The sequence below is a fragment of the Microbulbifer sp. YPW16 genome (assembly GCF_021290385.1).
Taxonomy (GTDB): Bacteria; Pseudomonadota; Gammaproteobacteria; order Pseudomonadales; family Cellvibrionaceae; genus Microbulbifer; species Microbulbifer zhoushanensis.
The window spans coordinates 1,422,994-1,442,592 of the sequence record NZ_CP089928.1 but is presented as its reverse complement, the minus strand read 5'-3'; the positions used below and the strand labels follow the sequence as shown (position 1 = coordinate 1,442,592).

At 61.4% G+C, this 19,599-nt stretch carries 5 protein-coding genes and 1 tRNA gene; 3 read left to right on the top strand and 3 right to left on the bottom strand.

Going from position 1 to position 19,599, the window contains the following annotated elements; all coding sequences use genetic code 11:
- Positions 1-41 precede the first annotated feature (41 nt).
- From LVE68_RS06220 to LVE68_RS06210, 3 genes are all read left to right on the top strand, one after another.
- Complete coding sequence (locus LVE68_RS06220) at positions 42-10,526, top strand: isopeptide-forming domain-containing fimbrial protein (protein ID WP_233006162.1); 10,485 nt, start codon at positions 42-44, stop codon at positions 10,524-10,526.
- A gap of 8 nt (positions 10,527-10,534) precedes the next feature.
- Positions 10,535-15,739 carry an OmpA family protein gene (locus LVE68_RS06215; protein WP_233006161.1) on the top strand — a complete coding sequence of 1,735 codons (5,205 nt, stop codon included), beginning with the start codon at positions 10,535-10,537 and terminating at the stop codon, positions 15,737-15,739.
- A gap of 241 nt (positions 15,740-15,980) precedes the next feature.
- A tRNA-Met gene (locus tag LVE68_RS06210) sits at positions 15,981-16,057 on the top strand.
- A 314-nt stretch (positions 16,058-16,371) separates the two neighbouring features.
- On the opposite strand, the gene LVE68_RS06205 is transcribed toward LVE68_RS06210, so the two are convergent.
- From LVE68_RS06205 to narL, 3 genes are all read right to left on the bottom strand, one after another.
- Positions 16,372-17,397 carry a zinc-binding alcohol dehydrogenase family protein gene (locus tag LVE68_RS06205; RefSeq protein ID WP_233006160.1) on the bottom strand — a complete coding sequence of 342 codons (1,026 nt, stop codon included), beginning with the start codon at positions 17,395-17,397 and terminating at the stop codon, positions 16,372-16,374.
- A gap of 181 nt (positions 17,398-17,578) precedes the next feature.
- Positions 17,579-18,811, bottom strand: coding sequence for a molybdopterin molybdotransferase MoeA (gene moeA, locus LVE68_RS06200; protein ID WP_233006159.1), 1,233 nt, complete (start codon positions 18,809-18,811; stop codon positions 17,579-17,581).
- A 13-nt stretch (positions 18,812-18,824) separates the two neighbouring features.
- The gene (gene narL / locus LVE68_RS06195) at positions 18,825-19,478 is read right to left on the bottom strand and encodes a two-component system response regulator NarL (protein ID WP_233006158.1); all 654 of its coding nucleotides are present in this window, start codon (positions 19,476-19,478) and stop codon (positions 18,825-18,827) included.
- Positions 19,479-19,599: the final 121 nt, after the last annotated feature.

The window sequence follows — 19,599 nt, the reverse complement described above, 5'->3', positions numbered from 1 at the left end:
GCAAAAAGTAGACTCTCATGTAGCGGCTGAAAGTAACGATGATGTCAGAAGTACTTGGACTGAAATCCCTGAAGAAGGGGCTTGCTGGTTTTTTCCGCAGCTTTGGCTCGCTACCGCCGAGAGTCGGGTCGAGCCTGTTGCTGGGAATGCTGCTGGCCATGCCTTTCAGCCAGGTAGCGCTGGCCGCTAACTTTGCGACGTCGGATTTTGAATCTGTTACTCCCCCGCTAAATGATCCTGGCAGTCCACAGGATTGTGTAATCGACGGGCCCGGTGCGCTCTCTAATGACGGGCGCTCCTTTACCGGTTCGGAGCAGCTTTCAATCGATCGTTCATGCACGGTCAAGAATTTCAGCTGTGAGAGCCCGCTCAGTTCAACGCTGAACTTTGCCAGTGTGACTGATGGGACGCTGATTATATTCGATAACGTCTGTTATACGGGTAACTTTGCCTGCGCCAATGTCGAGGGCGGTAAGGCGTTCGTCTGGGCGGTAAACGGCTCTGACTTCAGCTCTGTCAAGGAGGGTTGCCAGGACCTGATTATCCCGGTCGAGAAGATCGAGAAACAGGCCTCTGACCTGTCCGGTAACCCGATTTCCTCGGTTACGGTTGGGGTGCCGTTTGTATATACACTCGATGTGCCAGTCCTGTACGACCCTGTTAACGGCACCGTGCTTCAGGACTTTGGCTCCAATAACAATATCCAGGCGATTAAGATCTGGGATGACCTGTCCGTCGCGACTCTGGGTGTTGACCTTGAGCTCCTGGAAATCCGGGCTTTTTATGAGGATACCAGCGGAACCACCACGCCGCTGAGTATACCCGGCGACATTACCGTTCGAAATAACGGGGGTAATGCGAAAGATCCCGGTGAGCTGGAGTTCGTAATCAATAACCCGGGAATACTGCCAGCGGGCGCTCAGGTGCATATCGAGCTTGAGGTGATGCTGGAAGATTCCGCGACCAACACGATCGGGAAGCCTTTTACCAATGTCGCAAGCTGGGAATTTGCCCGGGAGATTGACGGTACCTTCTATGATCCACTGCCGGGTGAGAATGGTGTTGCTCAACTATTGAGCATTTCCGCTCCGGACCTGGTCCTGAACAAGAGCACCAGCGCCACTGCGATCAACGCGACTGACTCGCCCCAATATACCCTCAGTGTCCAGAATGTCGGCGGTTCGCCTGCCTGGGATATAAGAATTGAGGACCAGCTCCCGCCGGAAATGCAGGACTTTGATCCCACCGGAACGGTTTCTGTCACCCTTGCCGGTGTCCCGCTTATAGAGGGCGATGACTACACACTGGACTACAGCCCCGGCGGGAGCCCGGGGCTGCTGGTTATCGAGTTGACGAAGCAGGCGGGTGCCCTGGCGCCCAATGAGTTTCTCCAGATTACTTACAACAGCGAGCTCAACCCCCTTGATCCGGATAATCCGCCGGCCGGGCAGTTGACTAATATCGCTGGCGCTACCTTCTGGGCCAATGACTCTGTATCGAACCTAAGCCGTGGTGAGTACGAACGCGAGATTACCAACGGTACCGTCGGCACCGATGACCATGAAGATGCGGCCACAGTCGAGGTGGCCCTGTCCGGTTATTATTTCGAGAAAACCGTAGCGAATAATGTCACCGGGGCTTTCCCGGCAACCTCAGCGGCACCGGGAGACGAACTGACATATCGGATCCGTTTGTTTAACGTCGACCAGAATATCGCCGATATCCGGATTACCGATGTCCTGCCTGCGGAGTTTTCCAGCACAACGCAGCCGACCTGCCAGATAACCGGCCCTGCAGATGTGACGGTCTTCCCGACCTGTAGCATCAGTGGTGGACAGTTGCTGGTGGAAGGTGATGGCGGCTCCCTGTCACTGCCCCAGGGCAATGACCTGCTGATCGAGTTTGAGGCAACGCTGGCCGCTGGCCTGGCTACGGGGACTCTGGTGGAAAACCAGGCGTCTATGCAGGCCACCGGGATCACCCCTGTCGCGGCCTCCTACGACAGTGATGACCCTTTCGTTAGTGGTGTCTCTGACCCCGATACCCTTGGGGATGAGGATCCCACGGTGGTGGCAATTGTATCGCCCGGGGCCCTGGCCAAACAGAGTACGCAAACTGAGCTAGCTATCGGCCAGCTGTCCAGTTACCAGATCAGCGTTCCCGCGAGCCCGGTAGATGCGCCCCTGTACGATGTCCATATCCGGGATTCCCTGCCGTCAAACCTGGAGTTTGTCGGAGCGACTGCCGATATCGGCGGAACCATTTACAGCCTGGCGAATACCGGGACCGCAGCGGACCTGGTCCTGGAAGAGACGGTGGTTGGGCTGGATATTCCGGCAAACCAGCAGGCGCTGGTGACGCTGCAAGTGCGCCTTAAGAACGAGATTGACAACCAGGACTCGACTGCGCCGTTTAGCAATACCGCCAGCTATACCTACAGCCGTACCCAGGGTGGCGCACAGAGTGATGGCACGGGCACGGAAGATACGGCGCAACCGATCAGTATTGTGGAGCCGGAGCTGCAGGCCACAAAGACTGTGGCGAATATCACCACCGGCAAGAATGCCAGCGATCCAGCCCAGGGCGGTGACGTTCTCGAATATACGGTCGAGCTTCTTAATACCGGCACGTCTACTGCCTTCGATTTGTCCATCACGGATATTCTACCTGCGGGCCTGACGCTTGAGCCCGGTTCAGCTGAGATAACGCTCGGTGGCACTACCACGTCAGTGGCGCCCACGGTTACCGGAAATGAGTTGGTCTGGGGGCGCAGCAATGGGCAGAGCCTGCTAGTGCCGGTGGGTGAGACCCTGACATTGACCTACCGGGTCGATGTCAATGGCGTAGATGGGAGCGACTTGGTCAATAGCGTATTCGTCGACTGGACCTCTCTCGAGGGAGCTTTCGTCGAGGAGCGCACCGGCAATGATGCGCCGGACGAAATGGCGCTCAACGATTATTTCGTCACGGCAACCAGCACCCTGGCCAGCATTGATAGCACAGCCTTTGCCAAGTCTGTGGTCGGTGATACATGGAACAGTGGCATCGGCACCACCGCCGATACCAATGCCCGCGCTGGTGACACCATCACCTACCAGCTGATCCTGACCCTGCCGGAGGGGCAGACCAGCGACGTCACCGTCACCGATGTGCTGGACCCGGGGCTCGCCTTCGTTGATGTGGTCAGTATCAACGGTGATACAGCCGCGCCCTACAGCAGTGCGGGCGTGTTCACCCATGCCGATATACCGGCAGCCAATGTGCCCTCCGCGGACCAGACCGGGACGCTGACCTGGTCGCTCGGTGACATTACCAACGCTGCGAACAACGACCCGTCCGACAACCAGTTTGTGATTGTCTATCGCGCGCGGGTGCAGCACGGCCCCGCTGAGGAACCGGCGCCGACGCCGACCACTACCATCCTTAACAACCAAGCCACGCTGGGCTACACCTTTGCCGATGGCACTGCCGCCACCACCGCTGCCGAGACCGCCAGCGTTGAAGTGCTGCAGCCGCTGATCACCGAACTCACCAAGACCGGGGTAGTGATCCCGGATGATGGCTCCACGATTGGCGACGGCCAATCCGCGGCCACCGCTTACGTGGTGGATATTGCCTCCGACACTATGGATTTCACCCTGGAGGCCTGTAATGTCGGGGATGCCCCGGCCTATGGGGTTCAGCTTACTGATGACCTGCCGGCGGAACTGGATGACCAGTCCATCAGTGGTCTGACGGTGTCGATTGACGGCACTGCCCTTGATGCTGCCGATTACACCTACACAGCACCTGCCACCCGCGACGGCAATTTGGCTGTTTTGCTTGAGGTACCGCTGGAAGCGTCAGGCTGCGTAACGGTGGACTACAGCATTGGTTTCTACACCGATATCGCGCCGAACCAGGTGTGGTCAAATTCTGCAAGCCTGGAAGCTTACTGGTCGCGTGAAACTCTCGATAGCGCCGATGCCCGTGAGTACATTGCCATCAACCCGGTGGCTTCCTCCAGTGTCTGGATGACCAACACATTTGATGTGGCCGCTCCCACCAAGACCGCTTCCGTATCCGAGGCCACCATCGGTGAAGAGGTTGTCTACACCATTACCGTGCCCGGCACACCGGTCAATGGCGAGTTGGATGGTGTAACTGTCACCGACATGCTCGACCCTGCGCTGCAGTATGTCGATGCCTCGGTGGCATTGAGCGGCTCGCCCCTCGGTACAACCACCAACCAGAATGGGCAGGAACTGAGCTGGGATATCGGCAACATCCCTGCCGGCGAGCAGGCGGTGATTACCCTCACAACCTGGGTGGCGAACACCCAGAATGTGAATGCGAGCGCGACACCTGTCAGTAATACCGTCTCCTACACCTACCAGGAGGGTGGTGTTGACGTAGACGGCGGCACCAGCGGCCAGGCAGATATCATCATCGTTGAGCCCGACCTGGCGATGGTCAAGGACGTCACGAATGTCACTGATCCCGGCCAGCCGGCCGCGAGTGGTGACGAACTCGAGTACACCCTGACTGTTACCAACAACGGCACATCGACCGCATTTGATACCAATATTGCCGACACCCTGCCGGCCGAGTTGAGCTACATCGATGGTTCAACCAGTGCCGCAATTGATGGTTCGCCGGTGGCGGGGTTCAATGGGACTCCTGCAGTGAGCGGTAATACGCTTACCTGGGGCCGTGGTAATGGCGATAGTTCTCTGCGCATTCCCGCCGGCAGCGAGCTGGTGATTGTTTACCGGGTCAATGTCGATATCGTTACCTCCGAGGATATTGTCAACAGTGCCCTGGCGGACTGGACCTCGCTCGATGGTTCCTTCTCCGGTAATCGTGAGCGCACTGGCGATGGCTGCCCCAACGTCACTGCACCCAACACCTACTGCACCGGTGATACCAGCGGCCTGGGAGTTGATTACAACATCGACCTGACCAAGGCGACTGTCGGCGACAGCTGGAACGGCAATGGAAGTCTCCGTGTCGGCGATACCGTCGAGTACGAACTGGAAATTGCCCTCGTTGAGGGAACCCATAATGACCTGGTGCTCACCGACAGCCTGCCCCAGGGCATGGCTTTTGTGGAGATGGTGAGTGCGGACTATTTCGGTACCCCACCGGCAACCTTTCCGGCACCGGACGTAAGTGCAGACCTGCGGACAGTCACCTGGGCAATCGACGAGGTTACCAATCCCATAGATGGTGACCCCGGCAATGATTTCCTGACCATTGTCTACCGGGCACGGGTGCAGAATGGCGATATCCTGAGCCAGCAGCCGACCTCGCAGTCGCTGACAAACTCTGTGAGCCTGAATTATCAGGTTGGCGGGGTTGCCCCAGCACCACTGACCGACAATGCCACGGTCACCGCGTTGCAGCCACTGCTCGCAGTGACCAAGTCCGGTGTAACCCCGGGGGATGGCGATACCGAGATCAGCGGTGGTGAGACGGCGACCTATACCGTTGATATCACCAATAACGGCAATGCGCCTGCCTACGATACGGTCCTTGTGGATACCCTGCCGATTGGCCTGCGCCAGGGCGGTGTAACTGCCATTAGTGCGACACTGGTTGGCTCCGGCACTAACGTGGCAGTCACACCAACTTACGACTCTGCCAGCGGCACTGTTACCTGGGATTTCGATCCGGCGGCCAATGCAGCGATCGATCCCGGTGAAACCCTGCGTGTAGTTTACGAAGTGACGGGTGACAGCGACCTGGCCGCAGGTATCACTCTCACCAATACCGCACAGGTGCTTCGCTATTACTCGTTCGATAACGACCAGGTGCCGGCGAGCAGCACAGTGGATTGGCGCGAGGAGTATGGCCCCTCACAGCCGGCGACCTTTGACCTCACTGCCGCAATGCCCGGGGTACTGAGCAAGGCGTCGTCACAGAGCACTGTCGCTATCGGCGAGGAATTGACCTATACCATCACCATTCCCGAGCAGCCGGTGGATGTGGCGCTGCAGGATGTACGCATTCATGACGACCTGTCAGCGACCGGTGTCGACCTGGGCTTCGTTTCCGCGACCCTGGGTGGCGTCGCTCTTACCAGTACCGGTACTGCCGACAGCGTGGTGCTGGTCGATAACAATGGTGGTATCGATATCCCGGCGGGCGGGCAGGTCGAGGTGCTGGTGACGGTTGAGGTGCTGAACACCGCGACCAACCAGGCCCGTACCGAACCATTTGTAAACCGCGCCTGGTACGATTATGACAGCGGGTCCGGGCGCCTTGGCGACGATGCGACCACGGGGGGCGATGCCGATCCGGTGACAATCGTTCACCCGGAGCTCGTGGTTGAGAAGAGCGGTCCCGCGTCTATCAGTGTCAGCACCCCGGACAATTTCACCCTGCTGGTGCGCAACACCGGCGAATCCAGCGCATGGAACCCGACCCTGACCGACTGGCTGCCGAACCCGACTCCGGGCGGAATGTGTGATGTCCAGCCTGTTATCCAGGGCGCTGCAATCCAGAAAGCGGATGGATCCTCGATAGCACTGAATGCAGCGGATTTTGCTGTCAGTTTTGTGGGAGGGGAGCCGACCTGTGAGTTTTCAGTGACACTGCAAACTGATGACGAGCTGGCGCCGGGCGATAGCCTGACGCTCTCTTACCAGGTGGCCCTGGACGAGGACAACGTCGGCAGCAGCACCCTTGTCAATGTTGCCGGTGCCACCCAGTGGTTCAGCGCCGATGCTGCATCTTCCGAGCGCTTCGCCTACCAGCGCCAGCTTACCGATGGTACACCCGGGGTGATGGACCATGAGGACAACCACGAATTTGTTGTTGAAGGCGCAGTACTGGAAACGCGCAAGAGTGTATTCAACGTGACTACCGGAGGCTCTGGAGCAGCCGCCAGCCCAGGTGACCTCCTGCGATACACCGTTGAGATCCAGAACATCAGCGATGTTCCGTTGCGCGGCTTCACTCTGCTCGACGAGTTGGATCGGCTGAACAACACCGCCATGTTCGAGTCCGGTACGTTAGCTGTAGTCAGTGTGCCTAGTGGTGCCTCTGCCGATATTATCGATGATGGCGGCGCTAATGGTAGTGGCGTGCTCGAAGTCAGCAACCTGTCGATCGAGCCTGCAGGCCAGGCTGGTGATACTCTGGCTATCGTCTTTGAGGTGACGCTAGCTCCGGTTATTACCAGTGGCACAGTTGTCCTTAACCAGGCCCAGCTGACTCTGAGTGATGTGGTATTCGCCTTGAGTGATTACCCTGAAGTAAGTGGGACGGAAGATCCTACCGAGACATTGATTAGTTCCACCCCTCTGTTCGACGTGGATAAGACATCTGAGGATCTTACCGGTGATCCGGCTATTCTGCTCCCCGGGGATACCCTGCGCTACACGCTCACGTTGGGTAACGTTGGGGGCGAAGATGCTATAGAAGTGATATTGCGTGACCAGGTTCCGGCTAATACCTCCTATGTGGCCAACTCCGTCACCTTAAACGGGGCCACGGTTGCCGACGTCGGTGGAACCTCAGCGCTGGTTGTGGGTATGCCGGTCAATTCTCCGGGCGAAGCGGAAGGGGTTCTGTTGGCGGACCCGACCGGCTCCAGCAATGACGTAGCGGTGGTCACCTTTGATGTCATCATTAATGATGTCAACGAGGGGACGCTTATTTCCAACCAGGGCTTTATCACTGGTGAGGGCGCCGGTAGTGGGCCGGTTTCGGAAACTCCGTCGGATGATCCAGCCACCGATATTCCGGACGACCCCACAATCGATACTGTCGGCGAAGTGGCCTCTTTGGTTGTGCAGAAGACAGTGGTAATCCAGCAAGATGGTCTTAGCGCGGGCATTGTCGATCCCGGCGATACACTCCGCTATACCATCAGCGTTAACAACATCGGCGGTTTGGATGCCACGGAAGCTGAATTGACCGACCTGATTCCGGCCAATACCACCTATGTGCCTGGCAGCACTACCCTTAACGGCACCGCGGTGAGCGACAATGGTGGCGGTGAGGCCCGCATTGCCAGCGGGCTGCCGATCTCATCCTCTGACCTGACGCCGCCACTGCCGGGGACCGCAGAAGGCACGATCAGTTCCGGCCAGGCTGCCACTGTCGTATTTGATGTAACCGTCGATGCGGGGACTGCTACCGGTACGGTAATCAGCAACCAGGGTAGTGTGGCAGCTGCCGAGTTACCCCAGGTCCTGACTGATGCCGATGGCAACCCGACCAACGGCGCCCAGCCCACCGAGGTTGTAGTGGGTGACGCACAACAGCTTTCGATCAGCAAGGAAGTAACAGCACTTGATGGTGCGGCTGAAGCCGGTGCCACTCTCGAATACCTTGTTCGCGTGACCAATATCAGTTCCGTGCCTACCAGTAATGTGGTGATCACAGACGATCTGTTGGCGGCCGGTGAGGGTGTGCTGACTTATGTCACTGATTCGGCGATGCTAAACGGCCAGGCTGCAGGGATCAGCGTGAACGGTTCTGTCATTAGTGCCGACTTTGGCTCCTCCTATGGCGACCTGCCTCCGGGGGAGTCTGCCACCCTGCGCTTCCAGGCGAAGCTGGGTGCGGATCTCGAAATCGGCTATACGGTAGTGAACACCGCGACTACCGAGTGGAATGACCCTCCTGTAAGCGAACAGGCCAGTGTGGCCATCGATGTGGGTGGCACACCGGGTATCGCCAATCTTGCAGGCTACCTCTGGCGCGACATTGACTTTGACGGTGAGCGCGATGCTGAAGAGCCCGTGCTGCAGAACTGGTCTGTAGAGCTGTATCTCGATAATGCATTGACTGAAACACTGCAGAGCGACGAGAACGGTTACTTCCAGTTCGACGGCCTGGTACCTAACGGCACTGGTGGCCCGGAGTACGAGTTGCGCTATGTTGCGCCCTCTGCCGGTGCCAACACGGCGTCACTGGGTAATGCGGATTCCGACTTCACCAACGGCCCGCAGCAGATCACCGAGATCTTTGTTGGCTCGGGTACCAACCCGCAGGACCTGAACCTGCCGCTGACGCCGAATGGCGTGGTGTATGACTCGGTGCTGCGTGCTCCAGTGTCCGGTGCCATCGTCACCATGCTGCACGTGCAGAGCGGGGCGGAAGTGCCGGACGCCTGCTTCGATGATCCGAAGCAGCAGGGCCAGGTGACCAGTGCCGGCGGCTATTACAAGTTCGATATCAACTTCAGCAGTGCCGGCTGCCCGGCCAACGCCGATTACCTGATCCAGGTTCAGTTGCCCGGTGAGGACTACGTAGCGGGCGAGTCGGCGATTATCCCGCCGCAGACCAATGTGGATACCGCCGGCTTCGATGTGGCGGCCTGCCTGGGCAGCGCCGCGGATGCGGTGCCGGCGACGGCGGACTATTGTGAGGCACAGGCATCCCCGACCCTGCCGCCGCTGGATATTGATGCGCGCAGCCCGGAGACGGATTACTACCTGCGCCTGACGCTGGATGACAACCAGGTGCCGGGAGAGAGCCAGCTGTTCAACAACCACATTGCAGTGGATCCGCAGCTGGATGGGGCACTGTCGATCACCAAGACGGCGGCGATGCTGAACGTTACCCGCAGCCAGCTGGTGCCGTACACCATTACCTTCAGTAACTCGCTGGCAGTGCCGCTGACGGACCTGCAGCTGGTGGACTTCTTCCCGGCAGGCTTCAAGTACATCGCCGGCTCGGCCCGCGTCGATGGCGAGGCGATCGAGCCGGAGGTCAACGGCCTGCAGCTGAGCTGGTCGGGCCTGCGTGTCGACCCGGAGCAGACCCGCACAGTGAAGCTGTTGCTGGTGGTTGGTTCCGGTGTAGGCGAGGGCGAGTACGTGAACCGTGCGCGGCTGTTCAATGGCCTGTCCGGCCAGCAGTTGTCGGGCGAGGCCTCGGCCACGGTACGGGTGATCCCCGACCCGACCTTCGACTGTACCGACGTGATCGGCAAGGTGTACGACGACAAGAACATGAACGGCTACCAGGATGCCGGTGAGGGCGGTGTGCCCGGGGCGCGGGTGGTGACCGCCACCGGCCTCAATGCCACCACCGATGCCCACGGCCGTTTCCATATCACCTGTGCGGTGGTGCCGAACCAGGATCGCGGTTCCAACTTTGTGCTGAAGCTCGACGACCGCAGCCTGCCCAGCGGTTATCGTCTCACCACGGAAAATCCGCGGGTGCAGCGCGCCACGCGGGGCAAGATGATCAAGTTCAACTTCGGCGCCGGCCTGCACCGCGTGGTGCGCCTGGACCTGGCCGAGGCGGTGTTCGAGCCGCAGACCACCGAGCTGCGCCCGCAGTGGCACTCGCGCACGGAGCTGCTGCTGGAGAAACTGGCCGAGGCCCCGTCGGTACTGCGTCTGTCCTACCTGGCCGAGAATGAGGATCCGGCGCTGGTAGAGCGTCGCCTGCAGGCGATCAAGGCGCAGGTGGCCGAGGAATGGGCGGCCGAATACGGCGATTATGAACTGACCATTGAAACCGAGGTGTTCTGGAGGCGCGGTGCGCCCCCGGGCAGTGGGGATGGAATCGGGGGATGGGAGTGATGTCCTCTATGCAAAGTAACAAGCACAGTGCCTGCATGCGGGCCAAGACAGATAGCGGCATCAAGCCACAGGTCCCCGCGATGGCACTGCGTCCCCTGGCCCTGGCCGTGGCGGCCGTGCTGGCCCTGCCGCTGCAGGCCCAGGAATCCACCACTGCGGTGAGCGAACCGGCCTGGTGGGAAGTGTGGAAGCAGGTCCCGGGTCTCACCACCGATGTGGAGACCACGGCGGAGTACACCGAGCAGCCGGTGGGCAACAACACCGAGACCATGACCCTGGGCCAGCCGCGCCGGCAGTGGGTGCAGGATGCGTCGCTGTTCGTGGAGGCGATGGAGCCGGTGGTCGAGGAAAACGCGATCGGCCCGCTGCTGTATGAAAGCGTCGACGACGATATCAGCGAGGAGGCGGTTGCCGCCCTGCGGGAAAAACTCGCCGCCCTGGGTGAAGTCCATAACCTCCGCCTGCACTTTGTCGGCCATACCAGTGCGGGTTCGCTGAGCCAGCAGGAACTGGCGGAGTACCTGGACAAGGAAGAACTGTCCCGCGCGCGGGCGAAGCTGGTGGCGGAGTATATGCAGCTGTCGCTGGACCTGCCGGAAGACGCGGTCAGCTATGAAGGCCTTGGCGATGCCGAGCCGGCGGTGGAAAACATTACCAGTGTGGGGCGGGCGCAGAACCGCCGGGTGGAAGTGCGTCTGTCCTACGACGAGCTGGACGAGGCGGCACAGGCGGAAATGGCCCGCGCCCAGGCGCTGGACCTGAACCGCATCAAGGTGTGCCGTCAGGAGACCGTGTGCCGGCTGCGCTATGCCGATGGCAGCGACCAGCGTGCGCGGATCAAGAACCTGGTATCGCCGCTGCGCTGGGAGCCGGGCCAGGTAGACCTGCCTGAGGCCTTCGTGCGCCGTATCCGCGAGGTGCGCGCACAGATGGCCGATCGCCAGAACCTGGTGGTGCACTTTGTCGGCCACACCGATGGGCAGGCACTGCCGGAAGGCCCGGCGGAACTCTATGATAACCCGACGGCCCTGTCGCAGGCGGAGGCCCGCCGGGTGGCACTGGCGGTGCGGGATGCCCTGGGCCTGCCCGCTTACGCGGTGACTTTCACCGGCAAGGGGGCCAGCCAGCCGATCGCCGCCAACGATACCGCCAAGGGCCGCGCCCTGAACCGCCGGGTGGAAGTGGAGTTCTGGTACGACGACCTGATGGAAACCGCCGGTGACGGCATCCAGGCCTGCCCGGAAAATGCCGGCGCCGAGACCATCACCATCGCCCACGAATCCCCCAATACCACGCTGCCCACCATCCGCTTCGAGCAGGGCGACCCGGTTATCTCTGACGGCCAGCTGGCGGCGATCCGCAGTGTCATGAATGAAGTGGCAGGCAAGGCCAATGTGCGTGTGGGCTTTGTCGGCTACACCGACAACGAGCGCATGGAGCGCCGCGAGGCCATGGTCTACGGTGATGACGTGGGCCTGTCCCGGGCCCGCGCGCGCCGGGCGATGGAACAGGTGCAGCAGCGCCTCGCCCTCACCGACGAGCAGGTCACCTTCGAGGGCCGCGGTTACGTGCAGTCCGACGATGTGGTGTCCACCGGCTTTATCGAGATGGGCGGCGCCCGCGTGGAAGTGCAGGTGCTCTACGACGAACTGGCGGTACTGGCGGAGCAGGATCGCCTGGCCATCGAGCGCATCGACCGCGAGGCACAGGCCAACAATCCCTACGCGCTGAACCTGATGCGCATTACCGTCGACGGCAGTCCCGAGTACGACCCGTACCGCAACTCCGCCGACCTGCAGCGCTGTACCGACCTGGCACTGGAACAGGCCAATATCCAGTTCCGCTTCGACAACCAGAAAATGGCCCCGCGGCTCAACGTCAGCGCCTGGCCCACCACCGTGCGCTACGCCGACGACCCGGACACCGAGGTCGATGACAGCCGCGTCGAGTTCCAGCGCTACACCAACTATCCGGCCTTTATCGAGCGCGCGGAAGTGCGCGTGTTCGAGGAAGAGCAGTCCGTGCGCGACGAGCCGGTGGCCGTGGTGCCGCTGGACATCGACGGCCGCGGCGCCTGGAGCGCCGACATGGAGGCCTTCGAGGCGCCGCTGAAAAAACTCCAGTATGTACTGCGCGCCTATGATGATGCGGGTCGCTACGACGAGACCAAACCCCAGTCCCTGTGGCTGGTGGACCGGCTGGACCCGCCGCAGCAGGAAGCCGACCCGGAAGAGGAGCTGCTGGTGGGCTACGGTGAAAACCGCCTGGCCCGGCAGGGCATCCCGCTGGACGGCAACTCGGTGCTGGTGAACGGTGGCCAGATCCCGGAGGACCACACCGTATGGGTGGCGGGGCGCCCGGTGCCGGTCAGTGACAGCGGCGAGTTCGTGGCCGAGGAAATCTTTACCCGCGGCCTGCACACCGTGGAAGTGGCGGTGCTGGACGAGCAGGGCAACGGCGAGCTGTTCCTGCGCGACCTGCGCTTCCGCCGCAACGACTGGTTCACCGTGGGCATCGCCGACCTGACCATCGGCATCGACGACACCAACGGCCCGGCGTCACTGGTCACCGGTGACGAGACCCACTACGACAACTCGGTGAGTTACGACGGTCGCCTGGCGTTCTACACCAGCGGTGACTTCGGCGAGGGCTGGAACCTGTCCGCCAGCGCCGATACCGAAGAGGGTCCGGTGGACGAGCTGTTCTCCAACTTTATGGAGAAGACCCCGGATGCGCTGTTCCGCCGCCTGGACTCGGACCTCTACTACCCGACCTTCGGCGACGACTCCACCGTAGTGGAAGACGCACCGACCTCCGGCAAGTTCTACGTCAAGCTGTCCAAGTACGACGACTACGGCATGTGGGGTAACTTCAAGGCCTCCTACACCGACAACGAACTGGCCCACATCGACCGTGCCCTCTACGGTGCCAATGCGCACTACGAGACCGACGACGTCACCAGCTTCGGCGAAAAGCGCTTCGAGATCGATGGCTTCAGTGCCGAGCCCGGCACCATCGCCGGTCGCGACGAGTTCCGCGGCACCGGTGGCTCGCTCTACTTCCTGCGCCACCAGGACATCCTCGCCGGCTCCGAGCGGGTGCGGGTCGAGGTGCGGGACAAGGACTCCGGCCTGGTGCTGGGGGTCAAGAACCTGACCCCGGTGATCGACTACGACGTGGACTATATCCAGGGCCGCATCCTGCTGAACCGCCCGCTGTCGGCCATCGCCAGTGACAACCTGCTGATCCAGGACGGTTCCTACAACGGCAACCCGCAATACCTGGTGACCCGCTACGAATACACCCCGGGCTTCGAGGAGCTGGACACCCTGGCCGTGGGTGGCCGTGCCCACTACTGGCTGGGTGACCACGTGAAACTCGGTGTGAGCGGCAGCCAGCAGGATGAGGAAGACAACGAGTCCTCCCTGCAGGGCGTCGACCTGACCCTGCGCGCCAGTGCCGGCAGCTGGGTCAAGATCGAGTCCGCCACCAGCGAGGGCAATAACCTCGACAGCCTGTCCTCCCTCGACGGCGGCTTCAGCTTCAGCCGCAGCGGTGCGGATGGCTTCGACACCGTCGAGGCGCTGAACCCGGATCCCAAGGCCACCGCCAACAAGGTGGAAGGCAGCCTGCACCTGGGGGATGTGTTCGAGGGGGCGCGCGCTTCAGGTACCTTCTACCACCAGGAGCGCGAGGCGGGCTTTGCCGCACCGGGCCAGCTGGTGAACCAGGACACCACCCAGAGCGGTGCCAGCGTCAACCTGCCCATCGGCGAGCGCTTCGATGTGGGCGTAAAGGCCGACCAGCGCGAGCAGGAATACGGGCTGCAGACCTCCGCGGTCGACCTGTCCGTGGGCTACCGCATCAATGAGAAATGGCGGGTGACCACCGGTGGTCGCGCCGATACCCGCGAGGACTACTCACCGGTGGTGGCACCGACCCAGACCCAGGGTGACCGCACCGACGTGGCAGTGGAAGCGGCCTACAACTCCGGCGCCGACTGGAGCGCGTTCGGCTTCGTGCAGCAGACCATGGAAGTGACTGGTAACCGCGATGAAAACAACCGCGTCGGTCTCGGCGGCGCCTACCGGGTGAGCGAGCGCCTGACCCTCGACAGCGAACTGTCCGAGGGAGACACCGGCACCGCCGCGCGGCTCGGCACTGACTACCTGATCAGCGACCGCACCAACCTGTACCTGAACTACACCCTCGACAACGAGCGTACCGATACCGGCGTGCGTGCCCGCAAGGGCAACATGGCCAGCGGCTTCCGCAGTCGCTACTCCGACAGTCTGAGTGTCTACGGTGAGGAGCGCTACACCCACGGTGACGTCTCCACCGGCCTGACCCATGCCCTGGGCATGGACCTGGCGCCCAGCGACCGCTGGCATTACGGCACCAGCATGGAAGCTGGCACGCTGGAAGACCCGCGCACCGGTGCCCAGACCGAGCGCCGTGCCGTGGGCGCCAACGTCGGCTACAGCACCGAGGCGGTGCGCCTGTCGTCGGCGGTGGAATACCGTACCGACACCATGGAAACGCCGGTGGACGCGGACACCGTGACCGAGTCCGAGCGGGAGACCTGGCTGCTGAAAAACAATGCCAGCTACCAGCTCAACCCGAACTGGCGCCTGGTGGCGAAGCTCAACTACTCCGACAGCCAGAGCTCCCAGGGGCAGTTCTACGACGGCAAGTTCACCGAGGCGGTGATGGGCTACGCCTACCGCCCGGTAGACAACGACCGGCTGAACACGCTGATGAAGTACACCTACTTCTACAACGTGCCCACTGCCGGGCAGGTGACCGTGGAGAATACGGCGGCGGAGTTCATCCAGAAGAGCCATATCTTCTCCGTGGACGCCAGCTACGACCTGACGCGCCGCTGGACCCTGGGGGCCAAGTATGCGTACCGTCTGGGCCAGCTGAGCCAGGACCGGGTGGACCCGGAGTTCTTCGACAGCCGTGCGAGCCTGTACGTGCTGCGGGCGGACTGGCACTTCGTGCACGAGTGGGACCTGCTGATCGAGGGTCGTATGCTGGACCTGCCGGATGCACAGGACCGTCGGAGCGGCGCGCTGCTGGGTGTTTACCGGCATGTAGGGAAGCACCTGAAGGTAGGGGCGGGCTACAACTTCACGGACTTCTCGGATGACCTGACGCAGCTGGACTACGACAGCCAGGGGTTCTTCATCAACGTGGTGGGCAAGCTCTGACGGGTTCGCCCCGCGGCCTCCTGGCTGCGGGGCGTGTAGCCAGGCCCTGGAAGTGATTCGTGCTTACCCCGTGGCACTGTTTTGAATTAGTGCTTTTTCGGATGCGCATGATTTCTAAGTATTTTTTGCAAAGAAGCTTGGACATCTCCGTGCGTTATCAATAGAATGCGCAGCCTCTTCGGAGCCACAATCACTGGCGACGGAAGACGGAACCCCACGGGGTTCGGTTATACAGTATTGATGCGGGGTGGAGCAGCCAGGTAGCTCGTCGGGCTCATAACCCGAAGGTCGTAGGTTCAAATCCTGCCCCCGCTACCAAATCCAAGACCTACAGCTTCGTAGGCAGGCCCGACAGAGTCGGGCTCGTTTTCTACCTCGTGCCGGCATGGCCGGGCGAAGGTCACAGGTTCGAAACCTGCCCCCGCTACCAAATCCAAGACCTACAGCTTCGTAGGCAGGCCCGACAGAGTCGGGCTCGTTTTCTACCTCGTGCCGGCATGGCCGGGCGAAGGTCACAGGTTCAAATCCTGCCCTCGCAACTATATCCAGGGCCTGCGGTTTCGTAGGTAGCCCCAAAGGTTCGGGGTTTTTCTCAGTTTTTCTGTCTCCGCCTGCATAGTCAGGCTGGATAATCACCAGCCTTCAAGAACCAGTTTTCCAATTGTACGGCCGGTTTCCAGCAGGTGGTGCGCCTCACGGAGGTTGGTCGCATTGATCGGCTGCTGCACCAGGTTAACCGTGCTTTTTAAGGTGCCGCGGTCCACCAGTTGGGCAATCTCGTTGAGAATTTCCTGCTGCCGGTGCATGTCGGGGGTGCGAAACATGGACCGGGTGAACATGAACTCCCAGCAGAAGGTGGCGCTCTTGGGTTTCAGTAGCGACAGGTCCAGGGGTTCCCGGTTATCGACAATACTGCAGATGCTGCCCTGGGGTTTGATGATATTGGCCATGGCGGGCCAGTGCTGGTCGGTGTCGTTGAGGCAGAGAATATAGTCCACCGGGCCGAGCTTGTGCTCCTCCAGCTCAATGTCGAGTGGACGTCGGTGGTTGACGATATGGTGTGCGCCCATCTGCTTGGCCCATACGCTGGATTTCGTGCGCGATGCGGAGGCGATGACACGGAGTCCGGCAATGTGCCGCGCCAGTTGGGTGGCGATGGAACCTACACCACCGGCGCCACCGATCACCAGGATGGACTTACCTGTGTCCGCGCCTGCAGGGGATATACCCAGGCGGTCGAACAGGGCTTCCCAGGCCGTGAGGCCGGTGAGGGGAAGGGCGGCGGCCGCGGCGAAATCGAGGCTCTCGGGCATGTGGCCGACAATGCGTTCATCCACCAGGTGCATTTCACTGTAACAGCCCGGGCGGGTGATATCGCCGGCATAATAGACCCGGTCCCCCGGCCGGAAGCCTTCCACTTCCTCACCAGTATCGATTACCTCCCCGGCGGCGTCCCAGCCAAGTATTTGCGGTGTTTCCGGTGGTTTGATGTCGCCGTGTCTCGGTGCACGTACCTTGGTATCCACCGGGTTTACGGCAATCGCCTGTACCGCGACAAGAAGGTCGCGGGACCCGGGTCGTGGGCGGTCCAGGTAGACGTCGACAAGTGACTTTTCGTTACTAATAGGCAGGTACTGGTATAACCCGATCGCTTTCACTGGCGCTGCTTCCCTTCTGGCTGGTATGGACGGGGCACTGCGGAAGAAGTCGCAGCGCGCCTCCCTTTGCCCCGCGTATCGTCCAACAGGGCTCAGGTTAGCGCCGCGCGGCCTTGCATTCCAGTGGTTTGCTCACGTAATGCCGATGGGGCATCCATTGATTAGTGGAGGCGGGGTCCCGTCAGAGGGGCGCGCGCAGGGGCTCGATGGTTACCATGTCTCCCGCTGCGACCGGCCCACTGTCCCGGTCGAGGACGATAAAGCAGTTCGCGGCCGCGAGACCTGACAGTATATGGCTACCCTGGGTGCCCGCCGCCTCCACCACCAGCATGCCTTGCTCGTCATTGCGGAAGAACCCGCGCTGGAAATCGGTGCGGCCGGGTTTTTTGTTCAGCGGCTGCAGCAGCCTGGCGCGCATGGTCTGGGGTGCGGACCAGCTGCCGCCCTGCATGATGGACAGGGCCGGCAGCACCAGCTGGTAAAAGGTTACCAGCGCGGACACGGGGTTGCCCGGCAGTCCAAAAAATGGCGTGCCCTGCAGACGGCCGAAGGCAAAGGGCTTGCCCGGTTTCATGGCCACCTTCCAGAAACCGATTTCCCCCATGTCCTCGAGCACCTCGCGAGTGTAATCGGCTTCTCCCACCGACACCCCGCCAGAGGTGATGATTGCGTCGGCATCGAGCGCCGCGCGCTCCAGTGCGCCCGCGATAACCGAGCGGGTGTCAGGCAGGATACCCAGATCCAGTATTTCCAGCCCAAGGCCCGCCAGGGCGGCTTTGAGCGCGGTACGATTGCTATCGTAGATGTCGCCCGCAGTGAGTTGCTCACCGGGTTGGCGCAACTCGTCGCCGGTGGAAAACAGGGCGATTACCGGTTGCCGTCGCAGGGTAACCGAGCCGACCCCGGCGGCGGCCAACAGCGCGATATGGGCCACCGTAATCCGGGTGCCCGCGGCCAGCAGGACCTCGCCCTCGCGAATATCCTCGCCGCGACGGCGGATATGATCGCCGGCCTTGACCCGGCCGCTTACTCGCACAGATTCCTCGCGGGCCTCGACCTGTTCCTGCATGACGACGGTATCGGCGCCAGGGGGCACCACGGCGCCCGTCATGATGCGCACACAAGTGCCTGGATTGACCATGCCCGTGAAGGGCTTACCGGCGAACGACTTGCCAATCAGTTCCAGCGGCTTGCCGCTTTCGAGGTCGGCCAGGCGCAGCGCATAGCCGTCCATGGCCGAGTTGTCGCAGGGTGGAAGGTCGAGTGCTGCGATCACCGGTTCCGCGAGTACGCGGCCCGCGGCCAGTTCCAGTGGGATATCTTCAGTACCCGGCACCGGCTGCAGGGCTTCCAGGAGCCGCTCGCGGGCCGTTTCAACCGGCATCAGGCCGGGCTGGCTGCAGCAATCGCTCATGGGGATACCTCGCTCAGTTGGACTCCGGTCGCTTCTGGTTCACCATCCACACGGCCGCCTCGACACGCGAGCGCATGCCGAGTTTCTTCAGCAGGTGCTTGACGTGTACCTTGACGGTGGCATCGCTGATGTCGAGCTCGCGGGCGATGAGCTTGTTGCTGAGGCCGTCGGCAATCAGTTGCAGTATCTGGTATTCGCGGCTGGTCAGCGTCGACAGGGTGTCGGCGCCGGAGGTTTCCGGTTTGCGCAGGGCTGAGGCCAGGATCTCGGTAAGCCGCTGGCTGATTGCCAACTTGCCGTGGGTCGCCTCCAGTACCTGGTCGAGGATTTCCTCGGGCTCCATGTCTTTCAGGAGGTAGCCGTCCGCCCCGGCGCGGATGCAGGAGACGACGTCGGCATTGTTGTCGGAGACGGTCAGCATCACGATGCGGGAGGTGACATCCGCGGCCCGCATGGCACGCAGCGTGTCAAGGCCGTCCATCCCGCGCATATTCAGGTCGAGCAGGATGATATCGGGATCGTGTTCCCGGGCCTGCTCCAGGGCCTCTTCACCACTGCTGGCCTCCGCCACGAGCTCCAGGCCGGGCTCCATTGCGAACAACTGCTTCAGGCCTTTGCGAAAAAGGGGGTGGTCATCAACCATCATGATGGTTGCAGGTTGGGACATGGTGGACCTGCCGTTGTCGTGCCGGTTGTATTAAATGTGAGCGGCTACTTTAGCACAGGCCCCCGGGGCGGGGAGTACCCCCAAAGGGGTAGCTCTGGCCCAGAACGGGAAAAGTGGTTAC